At 62.0% G+C, this 21,633-nt stretch carries 20 protein-coding genes; 12 read left to right on the top strand and 8 right to left on the bottom strand.

Annotation, left to right across the window (positions count from 1 at the left end; genetic code table 11):
• Positions 1 to 31 precede the first annotated feature (31 nt).
• From NKJ93_RS16365 to NKJ93_RS16350, 4 genes are all read left to right on the top strand, one after another.
• Complete coding sequence (locus tag NKJ93_RS16365; RefSeq protein WP_352590169.1) at positions 32 to 517, top strand: endonuclease domain-containing protein; 486 nt, start codon at positions 32 to 34, stop codon at positions 515 to 517.
• A complete protein-coding gene (locus NKJ93_RS16360) occupies positions 514 to 3,099 on the top strand; it encodes a GcvT family protein (protein ID WP_352590166.1) in 2,586 nt (861 codons plus the stop codon). The genes NKJ93_RS16365 and NKJ93_RS16360 overlap by 4 nt, the downstream gene beginning before the upstream one ends.
• An 86-nt stretch (positions 3,100 to 3,185) precedes the next feature.
• Positions 3,186 to 4,757, top strand: a complete 1,572-nt coding sequence (locus NKJ93_RS16355; RefSeq protein ID WP_352495951.1) for a glycosyltransferase family 39 protein — start codon at positions 3,186 to 3,188, stop codon at positions 4,755 to 4,757.
• A 25-nt stretch (positions 4,758 to 4,782) separates the two neighbouring features.
• A complete protein-coding gene (locus NKJ93_RS16350; RefSeq protein WP_023719948.1) occupies positions 4,783 to 6,096 on the top strand; it encodes a M24 family metallopeptidase in 1,314 nt (437 codons plus the stop codon).
• A gap of 109 nt (positions 6,097 to 6,205) precedes the next feature.
• On the opposite strand, the gene NKJ93_RS16345 is transcribed toward NKJ93_RS16350, so the two are convergent.
• Together NKJ93_RS16345 and NKJ93_RS16340 are read right to left on the bottom strand one after the other, a co-directional pair.
• Entirely contained in the window at positions 6,206 to 7,006 is an 801-nt protein-coding gene (locus NKJ93_RS16345; RefSeq protein WP_352590163.1) for a phosphate/phosphite/phosphonate ABC transporter substrate-binding protein, read from the bottom strand.
• A gap of 83 nt (positions 7,007 to 7,089) precedes the next feature.
• Positions 7,090 to 8,100 carry a fatty acid desaturase gene (locus tag NKJ93_RS16340; RefSeq protein WP_352484528.1) on the bottom strand — a complete coding sequence of 337 codons (1,011 nt, stop codon included), beginning with the start codon at positions 8,098 to 8,100 and terminating at the stop codon, positions 7,090 to 7,092.
• Positions 8,101 to 8,328: 228 nt separating this feature from the next.
• Here NKJ93_RS16340 and NKJ93_RS16335 point away from each other — a divergent pair, with 228 nt between their 5' ends.
• Complete coding sequence (locus NKJ93_RS16335; protein WP_023719945.1) at positions 8,329 to 9,171, top strand: helix-turn-helix domain-containing protein; 843 nt, start codon at positions 8,329 to 8,331, stop codon at positions 9,169 to 9,171.
• Between the two features lie 88 nt (positions 9,172 to 9,259).
• Positions 9,260 to 10,276: a betaine--homocysteine S-methyltransferase gene (gene bmt / locus NKJ93_RS16330; RefSeq protein WP_023719944.1), complete on the top strand. Its 1,017-nt coding sequence runs from the start codon at positions 9,260 to 9,262 to the stop codon at positions 10,274 to 10,276.
• 147 nt (positions 10,277 to 10,423) lie between these two features.
• Here the strand turns inward: bmt and NKJ93_RS16325 are convergent, their stop codons facing one another.
• A complete protein-coding gene (locus NKJ93_RS16325; protein WP_352590160.1) occupies positions 10,424 to 12,544 on the bottom strand; it encodes a vWA domain-containing protein in 2,121 nt (706 codons plus the stop codon).
• Positions 12,545 to 12,546: 2 nt separating this feature from the next.
• Positions 12,547 to 13,107 (bottom strand): RNA polymerase sigma factor, encoded by a 561-nt coding sequence (locus NKJ93_RS16320; protein WP_023719942.1) that lies wholly within the window; start codon positions 13,105 to 13,107, stop codon positions 12,547 to 12,549.
• Positions 13,108 to 13,412: 305 nt separating this feature from the next.
• Between NKJ93_RS16320 and NKJ93_RS16315 the strand changes: the two genes are divergently transcribed.
• Entirely contained in the window at positions 13,413 to 13,697 is a 285-nt protein-coding gene (locus tag NKJ93_RS16315; RefSeq protein WP_352590158.1) for a hypothetical protein, read from the top strand.
• A gap of 45 nt (positions 13,698 to 13,742) precedes the next feature.
• Here the strand turns inward: NKJ93_RS16315 and NKJ93_RS16310 are convergent, their stop codons facing one another.
• Positions 13,743 to 14,429 (bottom strand): hypothetical protein, encoded by a 687-nt coding sequence (locus tag NKJ93_RS16310; RefSeq protein ID WP_352590155.1) that lies wholly within the window; start codon positions 14,427 to 14,429, stop codon positions 13,743 to 13,745.
• Between the two features lie 89 nt (positions 14,430 to 14,518).
• Positions 14,519 to 16,093: a trimethylamine methyltransferase family protein gene (locus NKJ93_RS16305; protein ID WP_352590152.1), complete on the bottom strand. Its 1,575-nt coding sequence runs from the start codon at positions 16,091 to 16,093 to the stop codon at positions 14,519 to 14,521.
• A 308-nt stretch (positions 16,094 to 16,401) separates the two neighbouring features.
• Here NKJ93_RS16305 and NKJ93_RS16300 point away from each other — a divergent pair, with 308 nt between their 5' ends.
• Entirely contained in the window at positions 16,402 to 17,100 is a 699-nt protein-coding gene (locus NKJ93_RS16300) for a cobalamin B12-binding domain-containing protein (protein ID WP_023676506.1), read from the top strand.
• An 81-nt stretch (positions 17,101 to 17,181) separates the two neighbouring features.
• Here the strand turns inward: NKJ93_RS16300 and NKJ93_RS16295 are convergent, their stop codons facing one another.
• On the bottom strand, positions 17,182 to 17,322 hold the full coding sequence (locus tag NKJ93_RS16295) for an entericidin A/B family lipoprotein (RefSeq protein WP_023676507.1): 141 nt from the start codon (positions 17,320 to 17,322) through the stop codon (positions 17,182 to 17,184).
• 64 nt (positions 17,323 to 17,386) lie between these two features.
• On the opposite strand from NKJ93_RS16295, the gene NKJ93_RS16290 reads away from it, so the two are divergent.
• Positions 17,387 to 18,016, top strand: a complete 630-nt coding sequence (locus NKJ93_RS16290; protein WP_352590149.1) for a DUF1638 domain-containing protein — start codon at positions 17,387 to 17,389, stop codon at positions 18,014 to 18,016.
• 4 nt (positions 18,017 to 18,020) lie between these two features.
• Here the strand turns inward: NKJ93_RS16290 and NKJ93_RS16285 are convergent, their stop codons facing one another.
• Positions 18,021 to 18,935 carry an NAD-dependent epimerase/dehydratase family protein gene (locus tag NKJ93_RS16285; RefSeq protein WP_352590146.1) on the bottom strand — a complete coding sequence of 305 codons (915 nt, stop codon included), beginning with the start codon at positions 18,933 to 18,935 and terminating at the stop codon, positions 18,021 to 18,023.
• 121 nt (positions 18,936 to 19,056) lie between these two features.
• On the opposite strand from NKJ93_RS16285, the gene NKJ93_RS16280 reads away from it, so the two are divergent.
• From NKJ93_RS16280 to NKJ93_RS16270, 3 genes are all read left to right on the top strand, one after another.
• Positions 19,057 to 19,632 carry a DUF4893 domain-containing protein gene (locus NKJ93_RS16280; protein ID WP_352590143.1) on the top strand — a complete coding sequence of 192 codons (576 nt, stop codon included), beginning with the start codon at positions 19,057 to 19,059 and terminating at the stop codon, positions 19,630 to 19,632.
• 82 nt (positions 19,633 to 19,714) lie between these two features.
• Positions 19,715 to 20,497 (top strand): formyl transferase, encoded by a 783-nt coding sequence (locus tag NKJ93_RS16275; protein WP_023719934.1) that lies wholly within the window; start codon positions 19,715 to 19,717, stop codon positions 20,495 to 20,497.
• Positions 20,498 to 20,544: 47 nt separating this feature from the next.
• Positions 20,545 to 21,456, top strand: a complete 912-nt coding sequence (locus NKJ93_RS16270; RefSeq protein ID WP_245278621.1) for a fatty acid desaturase — start codon at positions 20,545 to 20,547, stop codon at positions 21,454 to 21,456.
• Positions 21,457 to 21,633 lie beyond the last annotated feature (177 nt).

Below are 21,633 nucleotides of genomic sequence, written 5' to 3'. Positions count from 1 at the left end.
CGCCCTTCCTTTCCCCCCGGAGGGGGGAGAGGTGGCGCCGCGAAGCGGCGACGGAGTGGGGGAAGCCGTTCATGAAACGCGCAGCCGCCGCAAAACAGGCACAACCCAGCGAGCGCGTAGCCTGCGGCAAGCAGGCAATCAGGCCGAAGCACTGCTTTGGCCTGAACTAAAGGCGCGCAAGCTTGGCGGCTATCGCTTTACGCGTCAGTTCTCCATCGGCGCCTTTTTTGCAGACTTTGTCTGCCGCGAAAAATGGCTTGTTGTTGAAGTCGACGGACAACAGCACGCCGGCAGTTCATATGACCGCCGCCGCGATGATTTCATGCGCGCCCAAGGCTACTCGATCCTGCGTCTTTGGAGCCATGACGTCCTGAAACATCGTACTTCCGTCTGTGAAACCATTCTTGCCGCGCTTGATGGCAGGCTGGCCGAAAACATCGCTGTATTCGATCTCCGCTTTGTTTTCGCGCCCCGCTCACTCGATTCAATCTCTTCAAAAACGGAACTATCTTCATGAAATCTCATGCAAAAGCGGTTGTTATCGGCGGCGGCGTCGTTGGCTGCTCGGTGCTCTATCATCTGGCCAAGGCCGGCTGGACCGACATCATGCTGATCGAGCGTTCGGAGCTCACCTCCGGCTCGTCCTGGCATGCGGCGGGCGGCTTTCATACGCTGAACGGCGATCCCAACGTCGCCAAGCTGCAGGCCTATACGGTGCAGCTTTACAAGGAGATCGAGGAGATTTCCGGCCAATCCTGCTCGCTGCACCTGACCGGCGGCGTCATGATGGCCGACACGCCAGAGCGCATGGACTTCCTTCGCCTCGCCCATGCCAAGGGCCGCTATCTCGGCATGGACACCGAACTGATCACGCCGTCCGAAGCCAAGGCGATGTTCCCGCTGATGGACGAGACGAATTTCGTCGGCGCTATGTGGGATCCAGTCGAGGGCCACCTCGACCCTTCCGGCACCACCCACGCCTATGCCAAAGCCGCCCGGAAGCTCGGCGCCGAGATCGTGCTGCGCAACCGCGTCGTCGAACTGACGCAGGAGGTCGACGGCACCTGGAACGTCGTCACCGAGCAAGGCACGATCAAAGCCGAGCATGTCGTCAACTGCGGCGGCCTTTGGGCGCGCGAGATCGGTCGCATGGTCGGCGTCGAGCTGCCGGTGCTGGCGATGGAGCACATGTATCTCCTGACCGAGCCGATGCCGGAGGTCGAGGAATTCAACAAGTCGACCGGGCGCGAGATGATCGGCGTGCTCGACTTCAAGGGCGAGATCTATACCCGCCAGGAACGCAACGGCATCCTGCTCGGCACCTATGAAAAAGCCTGCAAGCCGTGGTCGCCGGTCAACACGCCATGGGATTTCGGCCACGAGCTGCTGCAGCCCGACATCGACCGCATCGCGCCGTCGCTCGAGATCGGCTTCAAGCATTTTCCCGGCATCGAGAAAGCCGGCATCAAGCAGATCATCAACGGCCCCTTCACCTTCGCGCTCGACGGCAACCCGCTCGTTGGCCCTGTGCAGGGCCTGACCAATTTCTGGTGCGCCTGCGCCGTCATGGCCGGCTTCAGCCAAGGCGGCGGCGTCGGCTTGGCGCTGTCGAACTGGATGGTCCATGGCGACCCCGGCTTCGACGTCTGGGGCATGGACGTTGCGCGCTTCGGCGAATGGGCAACGCTGCGCTATACCAACGCAAAGGTGCGCGAAAATTATTCGCGCCGTTTCTCCATCCGCTTTCCCAACGAGGAATTCCCGGCGGCAAGACCGGCGCAGACGACCCCGCTTTACGACACCATGCTCGCCAACAACGCCGTCATGGGCGACAGCTGGGGTCTCGAAACCCCGCTCTGGTTCGCGCCGAAAGGCTCGGAGCCGAAGGACATCGTGTCCTTCCACCGCTCGAATGATTTCGGCGCGATCGGCGAGGAAGTGTGCGCCACCCGCGAGAGGGTCGGCGTCACCGAGATCGCCAACTTCGCCAAATACGAAGTCTCCGGACCTGGGGCCGAGGATTTCCTCAACCGGCTGATGACCAACCGCATGCCGAAGACCGGCCGCATCGTGCTGACGCCGATGCTGAACGAGTTCGGCAGACTGATCGGCGACTTCACCATCGCCAAGGCGGGCGAAGAACGCTTCATGATCTGGGGTTCTTCGGCCGCGCAAAAATATCACATGCGCTGGTTCGAGAAGCATCTGCCGAAGGACGGTCCAAGGGCGTCGGAGGTGCGCATCCACCGCTTCGACCAGACGCTGGTTGGCCTCTCCATCGCCGGGCCGAAATCGCGCGACCTGCTGCAGAAACTGGTCGACGTCGACATCTCGACCAAGGCCTTCCGCTTCATGGATTTCCGCGAGATGGCGGTCGGCGGCGCGCCCTGCATGGTCAACCGCATCACCTACACCGGCGATCTCGGCTATGAGATCTGGATGGCGCCGGCCTATCAGCGTCTGGTCTACAAGGCGATCAAGGAGGCCGGCGAAGAGTTCGGACTTGTTGATTTCGGCATGCGCGCCCTGCTCTCGATGCGGCTTGAAAAGAACTTTCCGACCTGGTTCCGCGAGCTACGTCCGATCTACGGACCGTTCGAAGGTTCGATGGACCGCTTTATCAAGCTGGAGAAGAACGATTTCATCGGCCGCGAGGCAGCGGCCAAGGAACAGGCGGCAGGGCCGAAGCTGCGCCGCGTTTCCTTTATCGTCGATGCTGCGGATGCCGACGTCATGGGCGACGAGCCGATCTGGGCCAAGGTCGGCGACAAGGATTTCGGCACGGTAGAAAAGCCGCATGGCTATGGCGCGCCGCGCTTCGACGCGGGCGGCAAGGAAGTGCGCGGCTCGAACGCCGCTGAAGGCGCGTCTGCCGTGCGCGGTATTGTCGACGGCAACTGGCGCGTGGTCGGCTGGGTCACCTCCGGCGGCTATGCGCATTATGTCGAGAAGTCGATGGCGCAAGGCTACGTACCGGCAGTGCTTGCCGAAAACGAGAGCGCCGGGCTGTTCGAGATCGAGATCCTTGGACACCGGCGGTCGGCGCGCATCAACGTCGAGCCGCCCTTCGATCCGAGTGGCGAAAAGATGCGAACGTAGGTGCAGCCAGCCGGTCGCATTGTGCGGAGCACGCTCTTCATGCTAGCCCAGCCGGCAACTGTGCCGGCAGGGGCGATGAGACTTCCTTGAAGTACGACATGAAATGGGCCGAGTGGCTGGCCGAGGGACGGATCGGCCCCTTCCCGGCGGCGATCGTCATGGTCGCGGCTTATTTTGCCTTGCAGACCATCATACTGTCCCTGTTGAGCTCTTGGGCGGGAACCGGCGTCGGCATCGACGATGCGGAGCAGCTGATCTATGTACCGTATCTCTGGGCTGGATATGGCGGCTCGCAACCACCTCTCTACACCTGGATCAATTGGCTGGCCGCGCATGTTTTCGGCACCAGTATCTTCACGCTGAAGCTCGTCAAATACTCAGTGCTGTTCCTCGCCGCCTGCAGCGTGTTCGCCGCCATGCGGCGGTTCGGCTACACCAAGGCGACAGCGGCGGCGGCCATGTTCGGCCTGTTTACGATCCCGCAGGTCGTCTGGGAATCGCAGCGCGCTTTGTCGCATTCCGTCGCCGTCGTCGGCTTCTGCTCGCTGCTCCTGCTCACCATGGCCTATCTTCTCGAGCGGCGTAGCATGATTGCCTATGCGGCGTTTGGCCTGGCCACGGCGGCGGCAATTCTTGCCAAGTATAACGATGTCTTCCTCGTGGTGGCCCTTGTTGCGGCAGCGCTGTCGCTGCGCGAATTGCGCAGCGCCATCCTTGATCCAAAGTTCGCAATCAGCATAGCGGTCGCGATATTGGTGCTGGCACCAACCACCTATTGGAGCCTCATGCATCCCGCCGATTTATTGTCGAGAGGCGAGAAGTTCGGAATAGACCCGCAACAAGGGCGCATCGCGGCGGCCTTTGTCGGCGCCGGCAAGTTTGTCATGGGGACCTTCAATTTCGCGGTCTTGCCGGTGCTCGTTTCCGCGCTGGCCTTCGGGGTGGCGAAGTTCCGTTTCTCCGAGCGGCACCCGAAACGTCCGGCCAGGGAAATTCTGTTGTGGCGTAGCTTGGCGCTCGGCTTGGCTATGCTGGCAATACTTGTGCTGGCCACCGGCGTGACGGTTGTCAAGGACCGCTGGCTGCTGCCGGTCCTGTTCATGTTGCCGCTGGCCATCGTCGCCACTATGGAACGGCTGGCGCCGCGCGGCAGGAATGCGCAGCTCCTGGTGATCGCGGCTGGAGCGATCATCGCCGTGTTGCTCGCGCCCGCCACTTGGTACGTCCAGATAAACGGGACCAGTGGCCTCTCCCGCATGATCCGCTTGGATTACCCGGCCCTCTATCGCCAACTGACCGCGGACGGACCGGTGAAAACTGCAATATCCGACGGTGCATGGGTCGGCAACCTGCGGCTGGTCGACGAAAAACTGGTCGCACTTGACCAGGAAGTGCCTAATTTCGAAACGCTGATGCGGGGGCCGGCCGTACTCGTCTGGCTTGATCACGACGATCCGCGGCCGGTCATTTTGGACCAGCTCAAAGCGGCCGGCTATGAGCCGGACGGCCAACCGCGGCAAATCATGGTTCCGCTGTTGCGTGGCACCGACAAGTCCGCCCGGCCCGGCGCATTCGTCCGACTGAAGAGAATGGAAGGAGCCATGGCGCCCAAGGAAGGCGCTGGCGAAGGAGTCGAGGGTGGACAGGAATCCGACTGACCGGCCCCGTCATCATCGCAAGATCATGCCGTTCGAGCCGGAGGACTCGATCGATGCGCTGCGCAAAAAATCGCGGCTGAAGGCCGCTGAACTCAACCAGCATCTGCTGGGCTATGGTGCGCTGGCGGAAGCCGAGTGGCAGGCGGCGGGTATTGACGCTCCTGACTTGCCCGCCATGCGCCGATACCGGCTCGAGCGCATCCGCGCCGAGCTGAAGCGCCGCGACTATGCGGGAGCCCTGCTCTACGATCCGGTCAACATCCGCTACGCGACCGATGCGACCAACATGCAGCTCTGGGTCGCGCACAATCCGACCAGGCATTGTTTCGTCGCCACCGATGGGCCGGTGGTACTGTTCGACTATTTTTCCTGTGAGCACCTTTCCGACCATTCCGGCGTCGTCGACGAGGTGCGGCCGGCGGTGTCGTGGGCGTATCTCTACAGCGGCGAGTTGACCGGGCAAAAAGTCCGCCGCTGGGCAGCCGGCATCGCCGAGCTGGTACTGGAACATGGCGGCGGCAATCGCCGTATCGCGGTCGATCACATCAATCCCGAGGGCATCGAGGAACTCGCCCGTCTCGGCATTTCGACCGGCAATGGCGAGGCGGTGATGGAAAATGCGCGGCTGATCAAATCGCCCGACGAGATCCTTGCCATGCGCCGGGCGATCGTCGCTTGCGAGGCGGCGATGGGCGAGATGGAGCAGGCGCTGAGACCTGGTATTTCCGAGAACGAATTGTGGGCCGAACTCCATCGCGGCAACATCGCGCGCGGCGGCGAATGGATCGAAACCCGGCTCCTGTCGTCGGGTCCGCGCACCAATCCGTGGTTCCAGGAGTGTTCGTCGCGGACGATCGAGGCCGGCGATCTCGTCGCCTTCGACACCGACCTGATCGGTCCTTACGGCTTCTGCGCCGACCTGTCGCGCACCTGGCTTTGCGGTGACGCGCCGCCGTCGCAGGAACAGCGTGACCTGTTTCAGATCGCTGCCGACCAGATCGCCCACAACACCGAACTGATGCGGCCGGGCATATCCTTCCGCGATCTCGTCGAGGGCTCGTCGGTGCCGCCGGGAGACTGCTTCCCGGCGCGCTACGGGGTGCTCTATCACGGCGTCGGCCTGGCCGACGAATACCCGACATTGCCGCATGCCGGCGACTGGACCGACGACACGCCGGACGGCGTGCTTGTGTCAGGCATGGTGCTGTGCGTCGAGAGCTACATCGGCAGGCTTGGCGCCTACGAAGGCGTCAAGATCGAGGAACAGATCCTGATCACCGACACCGGCAACGAGAAGCTTTCGACCTATCCGCTCGACAATCGGCTGCTTGGGGGCTGAGCGAACCTAATGCATGTCGCGCAAAAGTGTGCAGCGGTTTTGCGATAACGACATGCGTAAAACAAGAATTTAAAGCGCGTCGCATGAGGCCGACCGGACGCGACGCGCTTTATGTGAGCGCCTCGATCGCCTCGCGCATCATGGCGACGATCGTTTCCGGCGTCCTGCTGGCCGTGATGAACGGCAATCCTTTGCGCCGCCTTGTCCAGCCGACGACCGTCATCTTCTGCGCTGCAGGCTCGAAACGCTGCGCCAGCGCCCAGCTCTCGCAGTCGATCGCCGCGACGTCGGCCCTGCCCTCGGCAACAGCAACAATCGAAGCGCGGTGCCCCCAGCTTTCGCTCAGCGCGGAAAAGATATCCAAACTCTCGCCCAGTGCTTGCAGGTCGCGTGTCGGCGCGATGATGCCCGACATGGAATCGAGGCTGTTGAAGGTGAAACGTTTGCCGCGAAGCTGATCGAGCGGAATGACGGCGCCGCCGTCGGCCGGCGACCTTGCCGGCGGTGCCTCGCCCGCCCTCATGACGATGGCGCTCGAATAGAGTTCGCCCTGTCCGCCCTCAAAGGCGTCGTAGCGCGGCTGGCCGACGAGGTGGACACGCTGCGACAGGCCGAGTTCCATCGGTCCCCAGCAGGTTTGCGCAAAGAGCAGCGCCGGGTGCAGCCAGAGCCGGTGAAAATCCAGTTCGTCCGGCGGCAATGTCGCCGGATCGGGCGCGATGAGTTTTCCCTTATCGTCGCGAATACCGCCAGGCACCGGGGGCAAATCGCCATTGCGGCGGATAATCGTCTCCGGCGCATCGATGCCTTTTTGTCTGAAAGCATCGCGCAGCCGCGCCCATTCTGCGTCGACCTCGTCCCGCGCTTCCGGCCAGTCGTACATCGGCAAAGCCGCAATGAATTCGCTCATGCCGGGATTTGACCGTTATGCAGGGAAATTGACAAGGTCAGGAAAGCGTTGCCCGCGCGGCAGCGCCTGCAATGCCGCGAGGATCATTCCTTCGGCGGCTCGGCGGGTACCGGTGCGCTGCCAAGCCCATTGAGGCTGCGTGCCCTGACGCGCGGCTTGAATGCGCGTCCTGGTTCCGGCATGCGCCGCAGCACGGGATGGACGATCGGTTCCTTCGCCTTGAAGGCATAGGCCTTGAGCAGCGCGAAATAGTTCGGATAGGCGTAGCCATTGTTCATCCGCAGCCACTCGTCGCGGCGGTCGCGAAACAGCTTCGGCAGCCTGTACCAGGCCACCGTCGGGCTCTTGTGATGGACGAAATGCAGATTGTTGTTGAGGAACAGGAAGGACAGCGGCGAGCGCTCGACGATGATCGTGCGGCCTTCCGGATGTTCAGACCATTGATGCTCGGCGTAGGTGCGGATCGAAATCAGCGACTGCCCAAGCCACACCGGCACCAGTATGTAGAGCCACAACGGCATGCCGAAGCCGAACTGCACGACAGGCAACACTACGGCGAGGCCGATCGCATGCAGCAGCCATGCCTTGCGGATGGAATTGTCGCCCGCGGCAACCTGCCTGGCGTCGTCGATGAAGAAGCCGATGCAGGAGAGCCACGGACCGAGCACCAAACGCCCGAGCATCGTGTTGTTGACCTTCAGCAGGAACTTCATAGCCGACGGCAGCTCTTCGTGCTGCCAGAGCGCCTTGTAATAGCTTTCGGGATCGTCGAGCGGATCGGTCAGGCGCTCGTCTGCATGGTGGCGCAGATGAATGGTCTTGAACCGGCGAAACGGCCAGACAAGGCCAATCGGCAGGAACACAACGGCTTCGTTGAGCCGCGCGTTCCGGGTTGGGTGGCCGTGCAGGGCCTCGTGCATCAGCGAGGATTGCAGCGCCGCAATCAGGGCCAGAAGGGCGAGCGCCAACAGCGGGTAGGATGGCCAGAGCAGAAAGCCGGTAGCGAGCCAGCCGCCGTAGCAGAAAAGTGCGAGAAACACCGTCGGCCATTCGATGGTCGCCGCGCCATGTCGCCTGTTGCCCATGCTCGTCATGCTATCGACCACTGCCTTCCAGTCGCCGGAACCCGTTTGATTCCTGACAGAATTGTGTCAGGAGCGTTGCATTGCTGCAACGCGATAAAGCGCACAAACTGTTGCGATTGCGCATTTTCAGCTGCATATGTTATGCATTGTAAACAACGCACCGGATTCATTTACGCCTGAAGCTCCGCGTTCGCGGCTTCAGCGCAAATTTTTCCTCCTATCGGGTGGGGTGGCGATTTGGACAAGCGCGACCTGTCGACGATCTTTCGCGAGCGCCTGAAAATGCTCTTGACAAGGTCCGATCTGAACCAGTCGGCCTTCGCCGCCGCGGTTGGCATCGACCGTTCGGCGCTGTCGCAGCTGCTCTCCGGCGCCTCGACCCGCCTTCCCCGCGCCGAAACGCTGCTCAACATCGCCGCCGAATTCAAAGTCTCGCTCGACTGGCTGCTCGGCCTCAGCCAGGACGAGGGCGTCACCGGTGAAATCCGCGAGAGCCTTGAGATCGAGGAGGCGCCGGACGGCTTCGACCGCACGCTGCTGGCTCGCTGGCATGCCGAGGCGGCGGGAACGAAAATCCGCTACGTCCCGGCCGGCATTCCCGATCTTCTGCGCACCGAGGCGCTTGTCGACTATGAAGCCGTCATCGCCAACAAGAGCCGCGAGGCACAGGCCGGCGAAACGCAGTACCGCATCGACTACAACCGACGGCCCGAAACCGACATGGAAGTCTGTATGCCGCGCCACACGCTGGAGATCTTCGCGCGCGGGCTGGGCGTGTGGGACCGCTTTCCGGAGGCCGACCGCCACCAGCAGCTCCTGCACATGGCGACGCTACTCGACGACCTCTATCCCACCTTCCGCCTGTTTCTCTATGACGGGCGGATGCGCTATTCGATCCCGTACACCATCTTCGGGCCCTATCGCGCAGCCATTTACGTCGGCGACATGTATCTGGTGCTGAACGCCACGCAGCCGATCCGCATCCTGACCAGCCATTTCGACAATCTGATCCGTGCCGCGGACGTCAACGCGCATGAAGCGGCCAGCTTCACACGAAAGCTGGCGGAGATGCGATTTTGACCGGTTGCTCTCCGTGTCGACATTGACGGCACATAAAGAATTCTTTATATCCTTATCTCAGTTATTCTTCCGGGAAGGCGTATTTCACATGACCAATCCGATCGACGCTCTGCTTGCCGAAAAGGGCGTCCTGCTCGCCGATGGCGCCACCGGCACCAATCTGTTCGCGATGGGCCTTGAGGCCGGAGAGGCTCCTGAGCTCTTGAACGAGACCGCGCCCGACACCATCACCAGCCTGCACCAGAACTTTGTCGATGCCGGCGCCGACATCATCCTGACCAACTCTTTTGGCGGGACCCGCCATCGGCTCAAGCTGCACCATGCGCAGGACCGCGTCCACGCACTGAACAAGCGCGCCGCCGAGATCGCAAGCGCCGTCGCCGGCAAGGCCGGCCGCAAGGTGATCGTGGCCGGCTCAGTCGGCCCGACCGGCGAATTGCTGGTGCCGCTCGGCGCCATGACCTATGACGAGGCGGTCGAGGCCTTTGCCGAGCAGATCGAGGGCCTGAAGGCCGGCGGCGCCGAAGTCGCCTGGATCGAAACCATGTCGGCGCCGGACGAGATCCGTGCCGCCGCCGAAGCCGCCATCCGCGTCGGCTTGCCCTATACCTATACCGGCTCCTTCGACACCGCCGGCCGCACCATGATGGGGCTGCTGCCGAAGGACATCCACGGTGTCGTCGACGGCCTGTCGCAGACGCCGCTCGGTGTCGGCGCAAATTGCGGTGTCGGCGCCTCCGATATTCTCGCTTCGCTGCTCGACATGACCGAGGCGAAGCCCGAGGCAACGGTGATCGTCAAGGGCAATTGCGGCATCCCCGAATTTCGCGGTGCCGAGATCTACTATTCGGGCACGCCCGAGCTGATGGCCGATTATGTGCGCCTGGCCGTCGATGCCGGCGCCAAGATCGTCGGCGGCTGCTGCGGTACCTCGTTCCAGCACCTTGCCGCCATGCGCAAGGCGCTCGATGCGCACACCAGGTCGGATCGCCCGACCGTCGAGCAGATCGTCGAACGCATCGGCCCGATGCGCAACAAGCAGGCGACGGTCAACGTCGCCGAGACCAGCGAAGCCCGCCGCGAACGGCGCCGCGGACGCGCCTGACGCTTTCGGCTGCGACGCGGTCCGCGAAGCGGTGCAGCCACGAAAAAAGGCCGGCAAGGTTTCCCTCGCCGGCCTGCCTCACCCGCCCGTAGGCCGGTTCCCCCTGTCAGAACGATCCCATCTGAAAGAAACCGGCCATCATTGCCACTACCGGTTACCGCCGAGCGCCGAGGCAAGGCGCACAAGCGAGAGGAACTCGGACCGGTACCCAAACGGGTCGGCTCCTCTGGCGGCGGTGGCAATCTCCATGATCTTGTCGTAGCCGAACTTCGCGGTCGCATCCTCGTCGCGCAGCTTCTGGCCGAAGGCAGCGACGGCAACGGAGAAACGCTGGTCGGTGCTGGCCTGGTCGAACGACGCCACCTCGTTGGCTGACGTCACCGGCGTGGTGATCAGCTTCGAAGTGTCCTCGTTCGGCAGCTTGTAGCGGATTTTGACGAAGGCATATTCGTCGGCATTGGCGACACCGCCATGGTTCACCGAGGCCTGGCCATAGCGCAGCTGATCGATCTGTTCGCCGCCGCTGCCCTTAGGCGTGATCTCGTAGATCGCGGTGACCGAATGGCCTGAGCCGATCTCGCCGGCGTCGACGCGGTCGTTGTTGAAATCCTCGCGGTTCAAGGCGCGGGTCTCGTAGCCGATCAGCCGGTATTCCGAGACCTTGTTCGGGTTGAACTCGACCTGGATCTTCACGTCCTTGGCAATGGTGAACAGTGTCGAGGAGGCATCCTCGACCAGCACCTTCTCGGCCTCCGCCAAAGTGTCGATATAGGCGGCGGTGCCGTTGCCGTTCTGGGCGATGGTCTGCATCATCTGGTCGTTCAGGTTGCCGCGGCCGAAGCCGAACACCGACAGGAACACGCCTGTCTTGCGCTCCTTTTCGATCAGCCGCTTCAGGTCGTCGTCGTCGGTCTGGCCGACATTGAAATCACCATCGGTGGCGAGCATCACCCGGTTGATACCGTCCTTGACGAAGGATTTCTGCGCCAGCCTGTAGGCTTCCTTGATGCCCGCCTCGCCTGCCGTCGAGCCGCCGGATGTCAGGTTGTCGATGGCAGCGAGGATCTTGTCCTTTTCCGAAGCCTTGGTGGGCTCCAGCACGGTACCGGCATCGCCCGCATAGGTGACGATCGAGACGGTATCGTCGGGTCTCAGCTTGTTGACCAGCAGCCGAAAGGCCGACTGCAGGAGCGGCAGCTTGTCCTGCTCGTTCATCGAGCCCGACACATCGATCAGAAAGACCAGATTGGCCTTGGGCTGCTCGGCCGGCTTCACGTCGAAACCCTTGATGGCAACATGCATCAGCCTGGTGTGCTCGTTCCACGGAGTCGGCATGACGCTGACGGTCGAGTTGAACGGCGTCGAGGCGGAGTCCGGGCCTTTCCAGTCATAGGGGAAGTAGTTGACCATCTCCTCGACGCGCACCGTATCGGCCTGCGGGATAAAACCTTCCTTCAGCGAGCGCCGGACGAAGGAATAGGAAGCGGTGTCGACATCGATAGAGAACGTCGAGACCGGGTCTTCGAGTGCGGCATGCACCGGATTGGTCTTGAAATCCTCGACCCGGTCACGGTTTTCCTCTCGCGGCAGCATCTGGTCGGCCGGCGCAGCGGCAGGCTGCTGTGCCATCAGCTTGGACTCGGCAACCGTGCCAGGCATGCGTCCGACCCGCGCGCCACCATCGACTGCCGGAGCCACGGAGTTTGCACCGCCATCCAGCGCAAACTCGCCGCTCTTCGCCGGTTCGGGTGCATTGCGGGTGAGCACATCCTGCTGCGTCAACCCGCCGACCGCGGTCGATTCCGCTTTCGGCGGCGATGTCGGCGCCACAAGCGCCTCGCCGGCGTCGCGGCTTTCGCTGTCGGCGTCCGCCTTCTTCTGCTTATCTGCTTCGGCAACAACCGGCGGTTTGACGGTCGCCGGCTTGTCAGCCAGCGTTTCGGTGATCTTATCGTCGCCGCCGAATTCGGGCCCGCCGAATTTGGATTCCCCAAGCATATAGATGGTGGCGTATCCGGCGATCGGCAGGGCAACGAGCCCGGCAATGGCCGGCGTGGCGAAGAGTTTCTTTTGCATGATTTCGCTCCAGAGCCTTTGTGCTCGCTCTGTGAGACGAAGCCCGCCTGCCGATCCTTGGGCGGCCGGTAAAGTTTTTTCTTCCATGTCATAGGCGCGCAGCGCGGCCTGGAGGGCACGCGCCTTTGCATCCGCGTCAGGCGCCGGTGCTGCGATATCGCGCAGCCTGTTCAGTTGCTTGTCGTCGACCATGGTCACACTTCCCCGGCTGAACGCATCAGCGTCTTCAACCGTTTCTTCGCCTCATGGATGTGCCAGGAAACCGTCGTCTCCGAGATCGCCATCGCCTCGGCGGCGGCTGCGTGGCTCAGCCCTTCGCCATAGACCAGCAGCACCGCGTCGCGCTGCTTGTCCGGCAGCTTGCGCACCGCTGCCCAGAGCGCCTCGACCGGGTCTTCCGCCTCGGACGAGGTTTCCCCCGAAATCAGCGCATAGGCGCCATAGGCCTCGGTCTTGGCCGTATCGCGGGCGGTCTTGCGCATCATGTCGCGCGCCGCATTCAGCGTCATGGTGTAGAGCCACGTCGTGAAGGCACCGCTGCCGTGATAGTCGCGGATCGCGCGGCCGAGCCGGACGCAGACTTCCTGGGCGATATCCTCGGCGTCGGCCTTTTTTCCACACCACCGATAGGCGGCGCGATAGACGAAACCATAGTGCCTTTCGAGCAACTTGCCGAAAGCACCCCGGTCTCCGCCCTTCGCCCGTCCGATCAATTCGGCGTCGGAGGCTTCGCTTTCGTCCAGCATCATCGCCATCATTTGCCTGTTGGACGAAGGCTAATGGCGGTTCCTTGGGGCGATGGAAAGAATTTTTTGGCGGGCAGTCACGTCGTAATGGTTGGCGCGCCTTGGCCGAGCGTCTCCGCAAACAGCATCGTCAGCCGCTTCCAGTGGCGTTCGGCGCCGGCTGCATCGAAGGCACTATGTGGAGCCGCCACGTTCACAAATGCGTATCGGGGTTGCTTTACGCTGGCTTTGTGCACAATTTCGCCGACTGCCTGCCATGCTATGGCGGCCTGAAGTGAACGGCGCGCTTCAATTTGCCAAGGGACGGAGCTCATATGTGGCTGACGGCATTCCTTGCTTTTTTCGCGGGTGTTTTTGGCGCCAATGGCGTCCCACATTTCGTGAGTGGGATAACCAAGGGTTCCTACCCGTGCGTCTTCGGTAACTCCGCCGTGCCCAATCTGATAGCCGGCTGGGCGAGCTTCGTGGTGGCAACCCTCTTCGCGTACGGGGCCAACTTCGCACAGTATCCCATCGTCTCGTTGGTCTCTGGTGCCATCGGGGTGCTGCTGATGGGTCTCTTTCACGCGGCGGGGCTGGCTTTCGGCCAAAAATCCTGAGATCGGAACGGTCGACGTCTTTGCGTGCAGCGGGGTCTTGTCTGGCTAGCGCGCGAATGCTGCCATGTGAAAGGCCTGAACCTCGGCCGGATAGCGATAATCGATGCCGTAAGGACAGGCGTTGCGATCAAGGCAGCCGCCGGTCCGGCAAGGTCCGCCGTTTTGCCCACGCACATGCGCCAGACAGGTTTCATGCACAAAACCATCCGCAGAATAAGCCGCGACCGGACAGGATTTCAGGCAAGGTTTTTCCAAACATGTGTCGCAAAGGTGAATCACGTCGCGACGTTCGTGGAGCGCAATCTCGTTCTCGAACAACAGCGCGCCGCGATAGGCATGCCAGAGCCCGTATTGCGGATGCATGAGGATGCCGAGCGGCGACGGCTTCAGCCCCTCAGCCTGCATCGCCCATTGCTGGAACGGCAGATAAGGCCTGTCGGACGGTGACACCGCGCGTGCCCCGAATTTTTCGGCCACAGCGCCGATCACTCCGCGCGACCATCTGTCGAGCGGATCGTCGATCGGCTGTGACTGTTTCTCCAACCAGCGCAGGAAGTGCGGCCAAGGTGCGGCGCCTGCCTGCCCCACCAGCAGGACGGATCTGGCGGCGGCGCCGGAGAGACCGGAAGGTGTCCCCTCACCGCCCGCAAAATTGAAGCCGCCGCGCAGGATGAGGCCGTGGGCGGAAAGCGCGGCCGCGATGGTTTCGACCATGCCGCGCTCGAGAATCATCCCTTCTTGTCCGGGTCGGAGAAGGCGCTCCGCCAGACTTCCTTGTGGATGATGTTGGCGACTTTAGCCCCGCCTGATTCGGGCTCCTTTCAGGTGAAGGCGTCGGCCATCGACGCCTTCTTCCTGGCGATGAAGTCCTTCAGCCCGTCGTCGATGCCCTGGTCGAGATAAGGCGCCTCGTAGCTCTCCAGCCAGCGGCGGGCGAGCTCGTTGGCGCGCTGCGGCGCGGTTTTTTCGCCTTCGGCCAGCCACTGCTCGTAGGAATTGTTATCGGCGATGTTGGAGCGGTAGAACGCGGTCTGGAAATTGGCCTGGGTGTGATCGCAGCCGAGGTAATGGCTGCCCGGACCCACCTGGCGGATGGCATCCATCGCCTGACCGTTTTCCGACAGGTCGACACCCTCGGAGAACTTCTGCGTCATGCCGAGTTGGTCGATATCCATCATGAACTTTTCGTAGCAGGAGGCGAGCCCGCCCTCGAGCCAGCCGGCCGAATGCAGCACGAAATTGGTGCCGGCGAGGATCGTCGAATTCAGCGTGTTGGCGCTCTCATAGGCCGCCTGCGCATCGGGGATTTTCGAAGCACAAAGCGAGCCGCCGGTGCGGAACGGCAGCCCGAGCCTGCGAGCAAGCTGGGCGGCGCCATAGGAGACCAGCGACGGCTCCGGCGTGCCGAAGGTCGGCGCGCCCGACTGCATTGAGATCGACGAGGCGAAGGTGCCGAACAGTACCGGCGCACCCGGCCGGATCAGCTGTGTGAACGACGCCCCGGCCAGAACCTCGGCCAAAACCTGGGTCAGTGTGCCGGCGACCGTCACCGGGCTCATCGCCCCGGCAAGGATGAACGGCGTGACGATGCACGCCTGGTTATGGCGCGAGTAAACTTTCAGCGCTCCCAGCATGGTCTCGTCGAAGACCATCGGCGAGTTGGCGTTGATCAGGCTGGTCAACACCGTGTTGTTCTCGACGAAATCGTCACCAAACACGATCTGGGCCATCGCCACCGTATCTTCGGCGCGCTCGGGCGCGGTCACCGAGCCCATGAACGGCTTGTCCGAATATTTGATATGGCTGTAGACCATGTCGAGATGGCGCTTGTTGACCGGCACGTCGACCGGCTCGCAAACCGTGCCGCCCGAATGGTGGATCGATGGCGCCATATAGGCAAGTTTTACGAAATTCCGGAAATCCTCGATCGTCGCGTAGCGCCTGACGCCGTCGAGATCGCGCACGAAGGGCGGTCCATAGACCGGCGCGAACACGGTCGCGTTGCCGCCGATCTGCACCGAGCGCTCGCCGTTGCGGGCGTGCTGGGTATAGACGGACGGAGCGGTCTTCAACAGCGAGCGGCAGAGGCCCTTGGGGAAATGCACCCGCTCGCCCTTGACGTCGGCGCCCGCCTCTTTCCAAAGCTGCAGTGCCTCGGCGTCGTCGCGGAAGATGATGCCGATCTCTTCCAGCACCGTGTCGGTGTTCTTTTCGATCAGCGCCAGGCCTTCCTCGTCCAGCACTTCATAGACGTTGATCTTGCGCTTGATATAGGTGAGCTGTGTACCGGGGCCGCCGCCCGAACGTGCAGCCCGGCGCGCTGCGGCGCCACCGCTGGCAGCGCGCCCGCGCCGTGCGTTTGACGCTTCCTGATCGACCGGCGCGTTCTCACTCATAATCGTTCTTCCCTGGCTTTCGTTCTGGCCTGATTTGCTTTGGCCGGGCTCTTGTTCCGGCCTGAAATCCATTTGCAGCCGCATATTGCGGTCTCTGGCCGGATCGTAGCCATGCACCTTATTCGAAACGGCCCGCCAGCGCCAACGCCTGTCGCAAAATCGACAAGAATTCCAAGAGATTTACGGTCGCTTTCGTTTTGCGGGAAGTCGCAAATCAGCTATGGACAACCGGCCCGCGCGGGTTAGGTAATGGCGCGATATTTTTAAGCTGCCGCGATAGTTGTAGCCGGCAAGGAGCCTGAGAAAAAATGGCCGACGACGAGATCATCCTTTCGGAACTCTCCGACGACGAGTTGGTGCAGCAGATGCACGACGACCTTTATGATGGGTTGAAGGAAGAAATCGAGGAAGGCACCAACATCCTTCTCGAGCGCGGCTGGGCGCCTTACAAGGTGCTGACCGAGGCTCTGGTCGAAGGCATGCGCATCGTCGGCGAGGATTTTCGCGACGGCATTCTGTTCGTTCCGGAAGTGCTGCTGTCGGCCAACGCGATGAAGGCCGGCATGTTCATCCTGCGTCCGTTGCTTGTCGCCACCGGCGCGCCGAAGCAGGGCAAGATGGTGATCGGCACCGTTAAGGGCGACATCCACGACATCGGCAAGAACCTCGTCGGCATGATGATGGAAGGCGCCGGCTTCGATGTCATCGACCTCGGCATCAACAATGCGGTCGAAAAATATCTCGATGCCATCGAAAAGCATCAGCCCGACATCATCGGCATGTCGGCCCTGCTGACGACGACCATGCCTTACATGAAGGTCGTCATCGATACGATGAAGGAAAAAGGCATTCGCGATGATTATGTCGTGCTGGTCGGCGGCGCGCCGCTCAACGAGGAATTCGGCAAAGCCGTCGGCGCCGACGCCTATTGCCGCGACGCCGCGGTGGCGGTCGAGACCGCCAAGGACTTCATGAAGCGCAAGCACAACGTCCGCGCTTCGGCCTGAGTCAATAAATTCGGCACCGACGAGAAAAGCCGCGCCTTGCAGTGCGGCTTTTTTATTCCCAAATGTTTGAAATCGTGCAGATCAGGGTTTCTTGACGGTATCGTCAACCGCCTTCGCAGTGGATTTGATATCCTTACCGACGCCGCGCACCGTGTTGGCGCAGGCCGAAACAGCCAGGGCGCAGGCGAGAATAGCGATTGGCGCAACGCGGAACAATTTCATGATTGGTGTCTCCCTCAGAATATAAATTCGCTGGACAGCAACGAAGATGGATTAGACTGGTTCCATGACTACCGCGCGAAAACAACAATCCGATCAAGGCGACAGGCTGCTCGTCATCGCCTGCGGGATGATTGCGCGCGAAGTTCTGGCGGTCAAGGAGCAGCTCGGGCTCGACCATCTCGACCTGACCTGCCTCCCGGCGGAGTTCCATTTCTATCCGGACCGCATTGCGCCGGCCATGGACAAGGCAATCGCCAAGGCCAGGGCTGACGGCTACAAACACATCTTCGTCGGCTATGCCGATTGCGGCACGGGTGGCCTGCTCGACCGGATCTGCGAGAAGCATGGCGTCGAGCGCATGGCCGGGCCGCATTGCTTTGCCTTCTACCAAGGCATGGATACCTATGCGAAGGTTGCCGATGACGACATGATGTCGTTCTACATGACCGATTTCCTCTGCCGGCAATTCGATGCCTTCTTCATGAAGCCGCTCGGCCTCGACAAGCACCCGGAGCTGATCAAGGACTATTTCGGCAATTACGAGAAGCTGATCTACATCGCCCAGACCGACGACCCGGAACTCGACAAGGTCGCCGAAAAGGCGGCGAAAATGCTCGGCCTCGCCTATGAGCGCCGCTCGACCGGCTACGGCGACCTGACGAAGGAACTGGCTGGGGCCTCAGCCCTGGCCTGACACTTTAGGCACCGTTTTCTTCAGCTTCGAGCCCAGCGAGCACATCGGCAAAGCTCGTCTTGCAGACGAAATCCAGCCGGTCCCTCGCCCGGGACGCATCGTAGACCCGGTTGATCGACGAAAACATCGTCCAGCCTTTCTTCAAGTAGAGTGCCGGATAATCCGGAAAATAGCGCGCGACGATCGACGGTGCGTCGGCGATCAATGCCGTGCAATCGTCGGGCTGGAAAGGTGTCGGTGCCGAGATGATGAAGGTGTCGAAGCCCAATTGCGGCGCTTTCTCCAAGGCAGCGATGTGGGCGTCGGCAGCATCCTCCACCGTCAGCCGGCGAAACAACAGCTCATTGGCCTTGGTGTTGGCGTCCGACTGTTCGATCACATGCGCCATATCGTCTGCTTCGGGAAAGAAGCGGGCGGTGCGCAGTACGATCACCGGCAGGCCGAACTGGATATGGTAGAGCCGACAAAGATGTTCCGCCGCAAGCTTTGTCACGCCGTAGATGTTGCGCGGTTCAGGCGACATGTCTTCCGTTAGCCAAGCCGCCCTGCCGGGCAAGCCGGCGCGGATGGCCTGGGTAATCATCAGCGATGTCGTCGACGTGAAGATGAAGCGCTGAACGCCGAAAGTTGCCGCCGCATCGAGCAGGTTGAGCGTGCCGCGCACATTCGTCTCGACGAAATTCTCGTTGCGATGATGTTCGATGTCAGGCTTGTGCAGCGCGCCACTATGGATGATGGCCTCGATGCGGTTCTCCTCGACCGCCCTCATGACCAGGTCGCGATCGGCGACTGAGCCGACGATTCGCGTTTCCGAGGATGGGACCGGATCGAGGCCAGTGACGTCATGGCCGAGAGTCCGCAGGCGTGGCGCCAAGGCCCTGCCCAGCCAACCCGACGATCCCGTCAGCAAGATCCGCATTCTTTCCACCTCGTTTCTGCTGTCGATGCTCAAGCAAGGATGACAGAGCGCGGCGAAACATTAAGGTATGCGCCAGACAAGAAAACAGGCTGCTCCAGTCATCAAAAGGGAAACGCCACCAATGATCGCTCGCCTTATGTTTGCCGTAGCAGCTGTCCTCTGCTTGACGTTGCCCGCGTTCGCCGATGGCGAAGTGCAGAAGCTGATCACCGCTGCCGACAAGGCGCGCCTCGACAAATATGGCGAGACGCGCAAGGCAGCGCTTGACGAGGCGAAGGCCGGCGATCCCGCCGAGGTCAAGCAGCTCGACGCCTTGCTGGCAAAGCCGCTGGTTTCCTTCTCCGACAAGGACCTGACCGGCAATTGGCAATGCCGCACCATCAAGGCCGGCGGATTGAGCCCGCTCGTCATCTATGGCTGGTTCAAATGCAAGGTGAGCGACGACGGTTCCGGCTGGAGACTGGAAAAGATCACCGGTTCGCAGCGCACCAAGGGCCGCTTCTTCGACGATGGCGAGAAACGCGCGATCTATCTAGGTTCCTTCTACCTCAACGACGATCCGGCAAAGCCCTACGGCAGCGGCCCGGAAAGCGATCAGGTCGGCTATGCCTTCCGCCACAGCGCCAGCGAATGGCGCATCGAGTTCCCGGCGCCCCACTACGAATCGAAGCTCGACATCCTCGAATTCAAGCGCTGAGCCCGCCCCCGATCACCAAGGGTTAACCCGGTCAACCTAGCATTCGCGCACAAAGAACAGCTCTTTGCGGGGGTCGCGAAGCATGGCACGGTCGAAAACAAACCAACGGCCGATCGTCGTCGTCACCGAAGGCGGCCCGCATATCTGGGCGATCGTCAACGCCATCGCCGACCACCTCGCGCCTGTCAGCGTCATCCTCGAAACCCCTGAATCCAAAAGGCAATTGCTTCTCGGGCGGGCGCGGCGGCAAGGCTGGACCTCGGCCATCGGTCAACTCGGCACGATGATGCTGACCCGGCTCGGCAAGCGCTTCTTCGCCGGCCACGCAGCACGGCTCGCCGCCGAGCAAAAGCTGCAAACCGAACCGAAGCCTGGGCAAAAGATCGTCCAGGTCTCGTCGGCCAACGCGCCGGAGTGCCTGCAGGCGATCGAGAAAATCCAGCCGGGTGTCGTGCTGCTCGCCGGCTGCCGCTTGCTGTCGCGGCAGACGCTGGCGAAAATCCCTTGCCCGGTCCTCAACTACCATGCCGGCATCGCCCCGAAATATCGTGGCATGAACGGCGGCTATTGGGCGCTGGCTTCAGGCGATGCGGAAAACTTCGGCACCACCGTGCATCTGGTCGACGCCGGCGTCGACACTGGCGGGGTGTTGCGGCAGGCACGCGGCAAACCCCAACCTAGCGACACTATTTCAAGCTACGCGTTGCGGCAGGCGGCATTCTCGCGCGACATCTGCGTCGAGGCGGTCAGGGATGCGCTGGCCGGCAAGCTCGGCACGGTCGATCCCGGTCTGCCTTCGAGACAATGGTATCATCCGACGGTCTGGTTCTATCTCTGGACCGGGATAAGAAACGGCGTCTGGTGACACGCGCGCCGATTTACCCGACAGCCACCCGCCGCTAACATTGCATCATGAGCGACATCGACCACCGCACCATCATTGCCGGTCTTTCGGTTGAGGAACGTCGCGACCTCACCGCCCGGGTCGACGGGCCAGGCATTGTCCGGCTGGCCGTCCATGGCGGGCTGGTTGTCGTGCTGGGCGCACTGATCGCCGCCCGCATCCCGTTCTGGCCGCTTCTCGTCTTGCCGCAGGGGATCCTGATCGTCTTCTTCTTCACGCTGTTGCACGAGACCATCCATGAAACGGCGTTCAGAACGGCGTGGCTCAATCGCGCTGTTGCCGCCGTGGCCGGCTTCTTGATCCTGCTGCCGCCCGCATGGTTCCGCTATTTCCATTTCGCCCATCACCGCCACACCCACGACCCGGACAACGACCCCGAACTGATGGCGCCGAAGCCGGAGACCATCAGCCAATATCTGCGCTATCTGTCCGGCGGCCCCTATTGGATAGGCATGGCTCGTGTGATCGCAACCAATGCGGCGGGCCGCAACCGCGACGGCTTTGTGCCGGAAAAGGGCCGCGGCAAGGTGGTTATTGAAGCGCGGCTGTTCCTGATCGGCTATGCGGTGTTGCTGGCCGCATCGCTCGCCGCACAGTCGGCGCTGCTGTTGTGGGTCTGGATCGTGCCGGTGCTGGTCGCACAGCCGTTTTTGCGGGCCTACCTGCTGGCCGAGCACGCATTGTGCCCGCATGTCGCCAACATGCTCGAGAACACCCGCACCACCTTCACCACAAGGCTGGTGCGCTTCGTGGCTTGGAACATGCCGTACCATTCCGAGCACCATTCCTATCCGGCCGTTCCCTTCCATCGCCTGCCGCGCTTCCATGAGATCATCGCGGAGCATTTACGCACGACCGAACGAGGTTACGTGCGCTTCCACAGGAAACTGGTCGGCAGCTTCGATGGCCGCGCCGGCTGACCAGTGCTGGAAGAGACTCCGCTTTCAGCCGCAGCCGTCGATTGCGTCGCTTTTGAAGGCCCCCGCGTCGTCCCATAACAAGCAGCCCAACAGCGCTTCCGGCAATGCTCGAAACCACTGCATCGGCCCAAAGGATCGGAATCGATCTTCGGAGGGCACGATGCAGCGGAGTTAGGT

The sequence above is a fragment of the Mesorhizobium sp. M0028 genome (assembly GCF_040323855.1).
In the GTDB taxonomy this organism is placed as follows: Bacteria; Pseudomonadota; Alphaproteobacteria; order Rhizobiales; family Rhizobiaceae; genus Mesorhizobium.
This window is presented reverse-complemented; position numbering and strand designations above follow the sequence as displayed.

What these genes read in the sequence shown, in the direction of transcription:
- NKJ93_RS16360 (WP_352590166.1), top strand. Translation starts at nt 514, where the DNA reads ATGAAATCTCATGCAAAAGCGGTTGTTATCGGCGGCGGCGTCGTTGGC.
- NKJ93_RS16350 (WP_023719948.1), top strand. Translation starts at nt 4,783, where the DNA reads ATGCCGTTCGAGCCGGAGGACTCGATCGATGCGCTGCGCAAAAAATCG.
- NKJ93_RS16345 (WP_352590163.1), bottom strand. Translation starts at nt 7,006, where the DNA reads ATGAGCGAATTCATTGCGGCTTTGCCGATGTACGACTGGCCGGAAGCG.
- NKJ93_RS16340 (WP_352484528.1), bottom strand. Translation starts at nt 8,100, where the DNA reads ATGACGAGCATGGGCAACAGGCGACATGGCGCGGCGACCATCGAATGG.
- bmt (WP_023719944.1), top strand. Translation starts at nt 9,260, where the DNA reads ATGACCAATCCGATCGACGCTCTGCTTGCCGAAAAGGGCGTCCTGCTC.
- NKJ93_RS16325 (WP_352590160.1), bottom strand. Translation starts at nt 12,544, where the DNA reads ATGGTCGACGACAAGCAACTGAACAGGCTGCGCGATATCGCAGCACCG.
- NKJ93_RS16320 (WP_023719942.1), bottom strand. Translation starts at nt 13,107, where the DNA reads ATGGCGATGATGCTGGACGAAAGCGAAGCCTCCGACGCCGAATTGATC.
- NKJ93_RS16315 (WP_352590158.1), top strand. Translation starts at nt 13,413, where the DNA reads ATGTGGCTGACGGCATTCCTTGCTTTTTTCGCGGGTGTTTTTGGCGCC.
- NKJ93_RS16310 (WP_352590155.1), bottom strand. Translation starts at nt 14,429, where the DNA reads ATGATTCTCGAGCGCGGCATGGTCGAAACCATCGCGGCCGCGCTTTCC.
- NKJ93_RS16305 (WP_352590152.1), bottom strand. Translation starts at nt 16,093, where the DNA reads ATGAGTGAGAACGCGCCGGTCGATCAGGAAGCGTCAAACGCACGGCGC.
- NKJ93_RS16300 (WP_023676506.1), top strand. Translation starts at nt 16,402, where the DNA reads ATGGCCGACGACGAGATCATCCTTTCGGAACTCTCCGACGACGAGTTG.
- NKJ93_RS16295 (WP_023676507.1), bottom strand. Translation starts at nt 17,322, where the DNA reads ATGAAATTGTTCCGCGTTGCGCCAATCGCTATTCTCGCCTGCGCCCTG.
- NKJ93_RS16290 (WP_352590149.1), top strand. Translation starts at nt 17,387, where the DNA reads ATGACTACCGCGCGAAAACAACAATCCGATCAAGGCGACAGGCTGCTC.
- NKJ93_RS16285 (WP_352590146.1), bottom strand. Translation starts at nt 18,935, where the DNA reads ATGCGGATCTTGCTGACGGGATCGTCGGGTTGGCTGGGCAGGGCCTTG.
- NKJ93_RS16280 (WP_352590143.1), top strand. Translation starts at nt 19,057, where the DNA reads ATGATCGCTCGCCTTATGTTTGCCGTAGCAGCTGTCCTCTGCTTGACG.
- NKJ93_RS16275 (WP_023719934.1), top strand. Translation starts at nt 19,715, where the DNA reads ATGGCACGGTCGAAAACAAACCAACGGCCGATCGTCGTCGTCACCGAA.
- NKJ93_RS16270 (WP_245278621.1), top strand. Translation starts at nt 20,545, where the DNA reads ATGAGCGACATCGACCACCGCACCATCATTGCCGGTCTTTCGGTTGAG.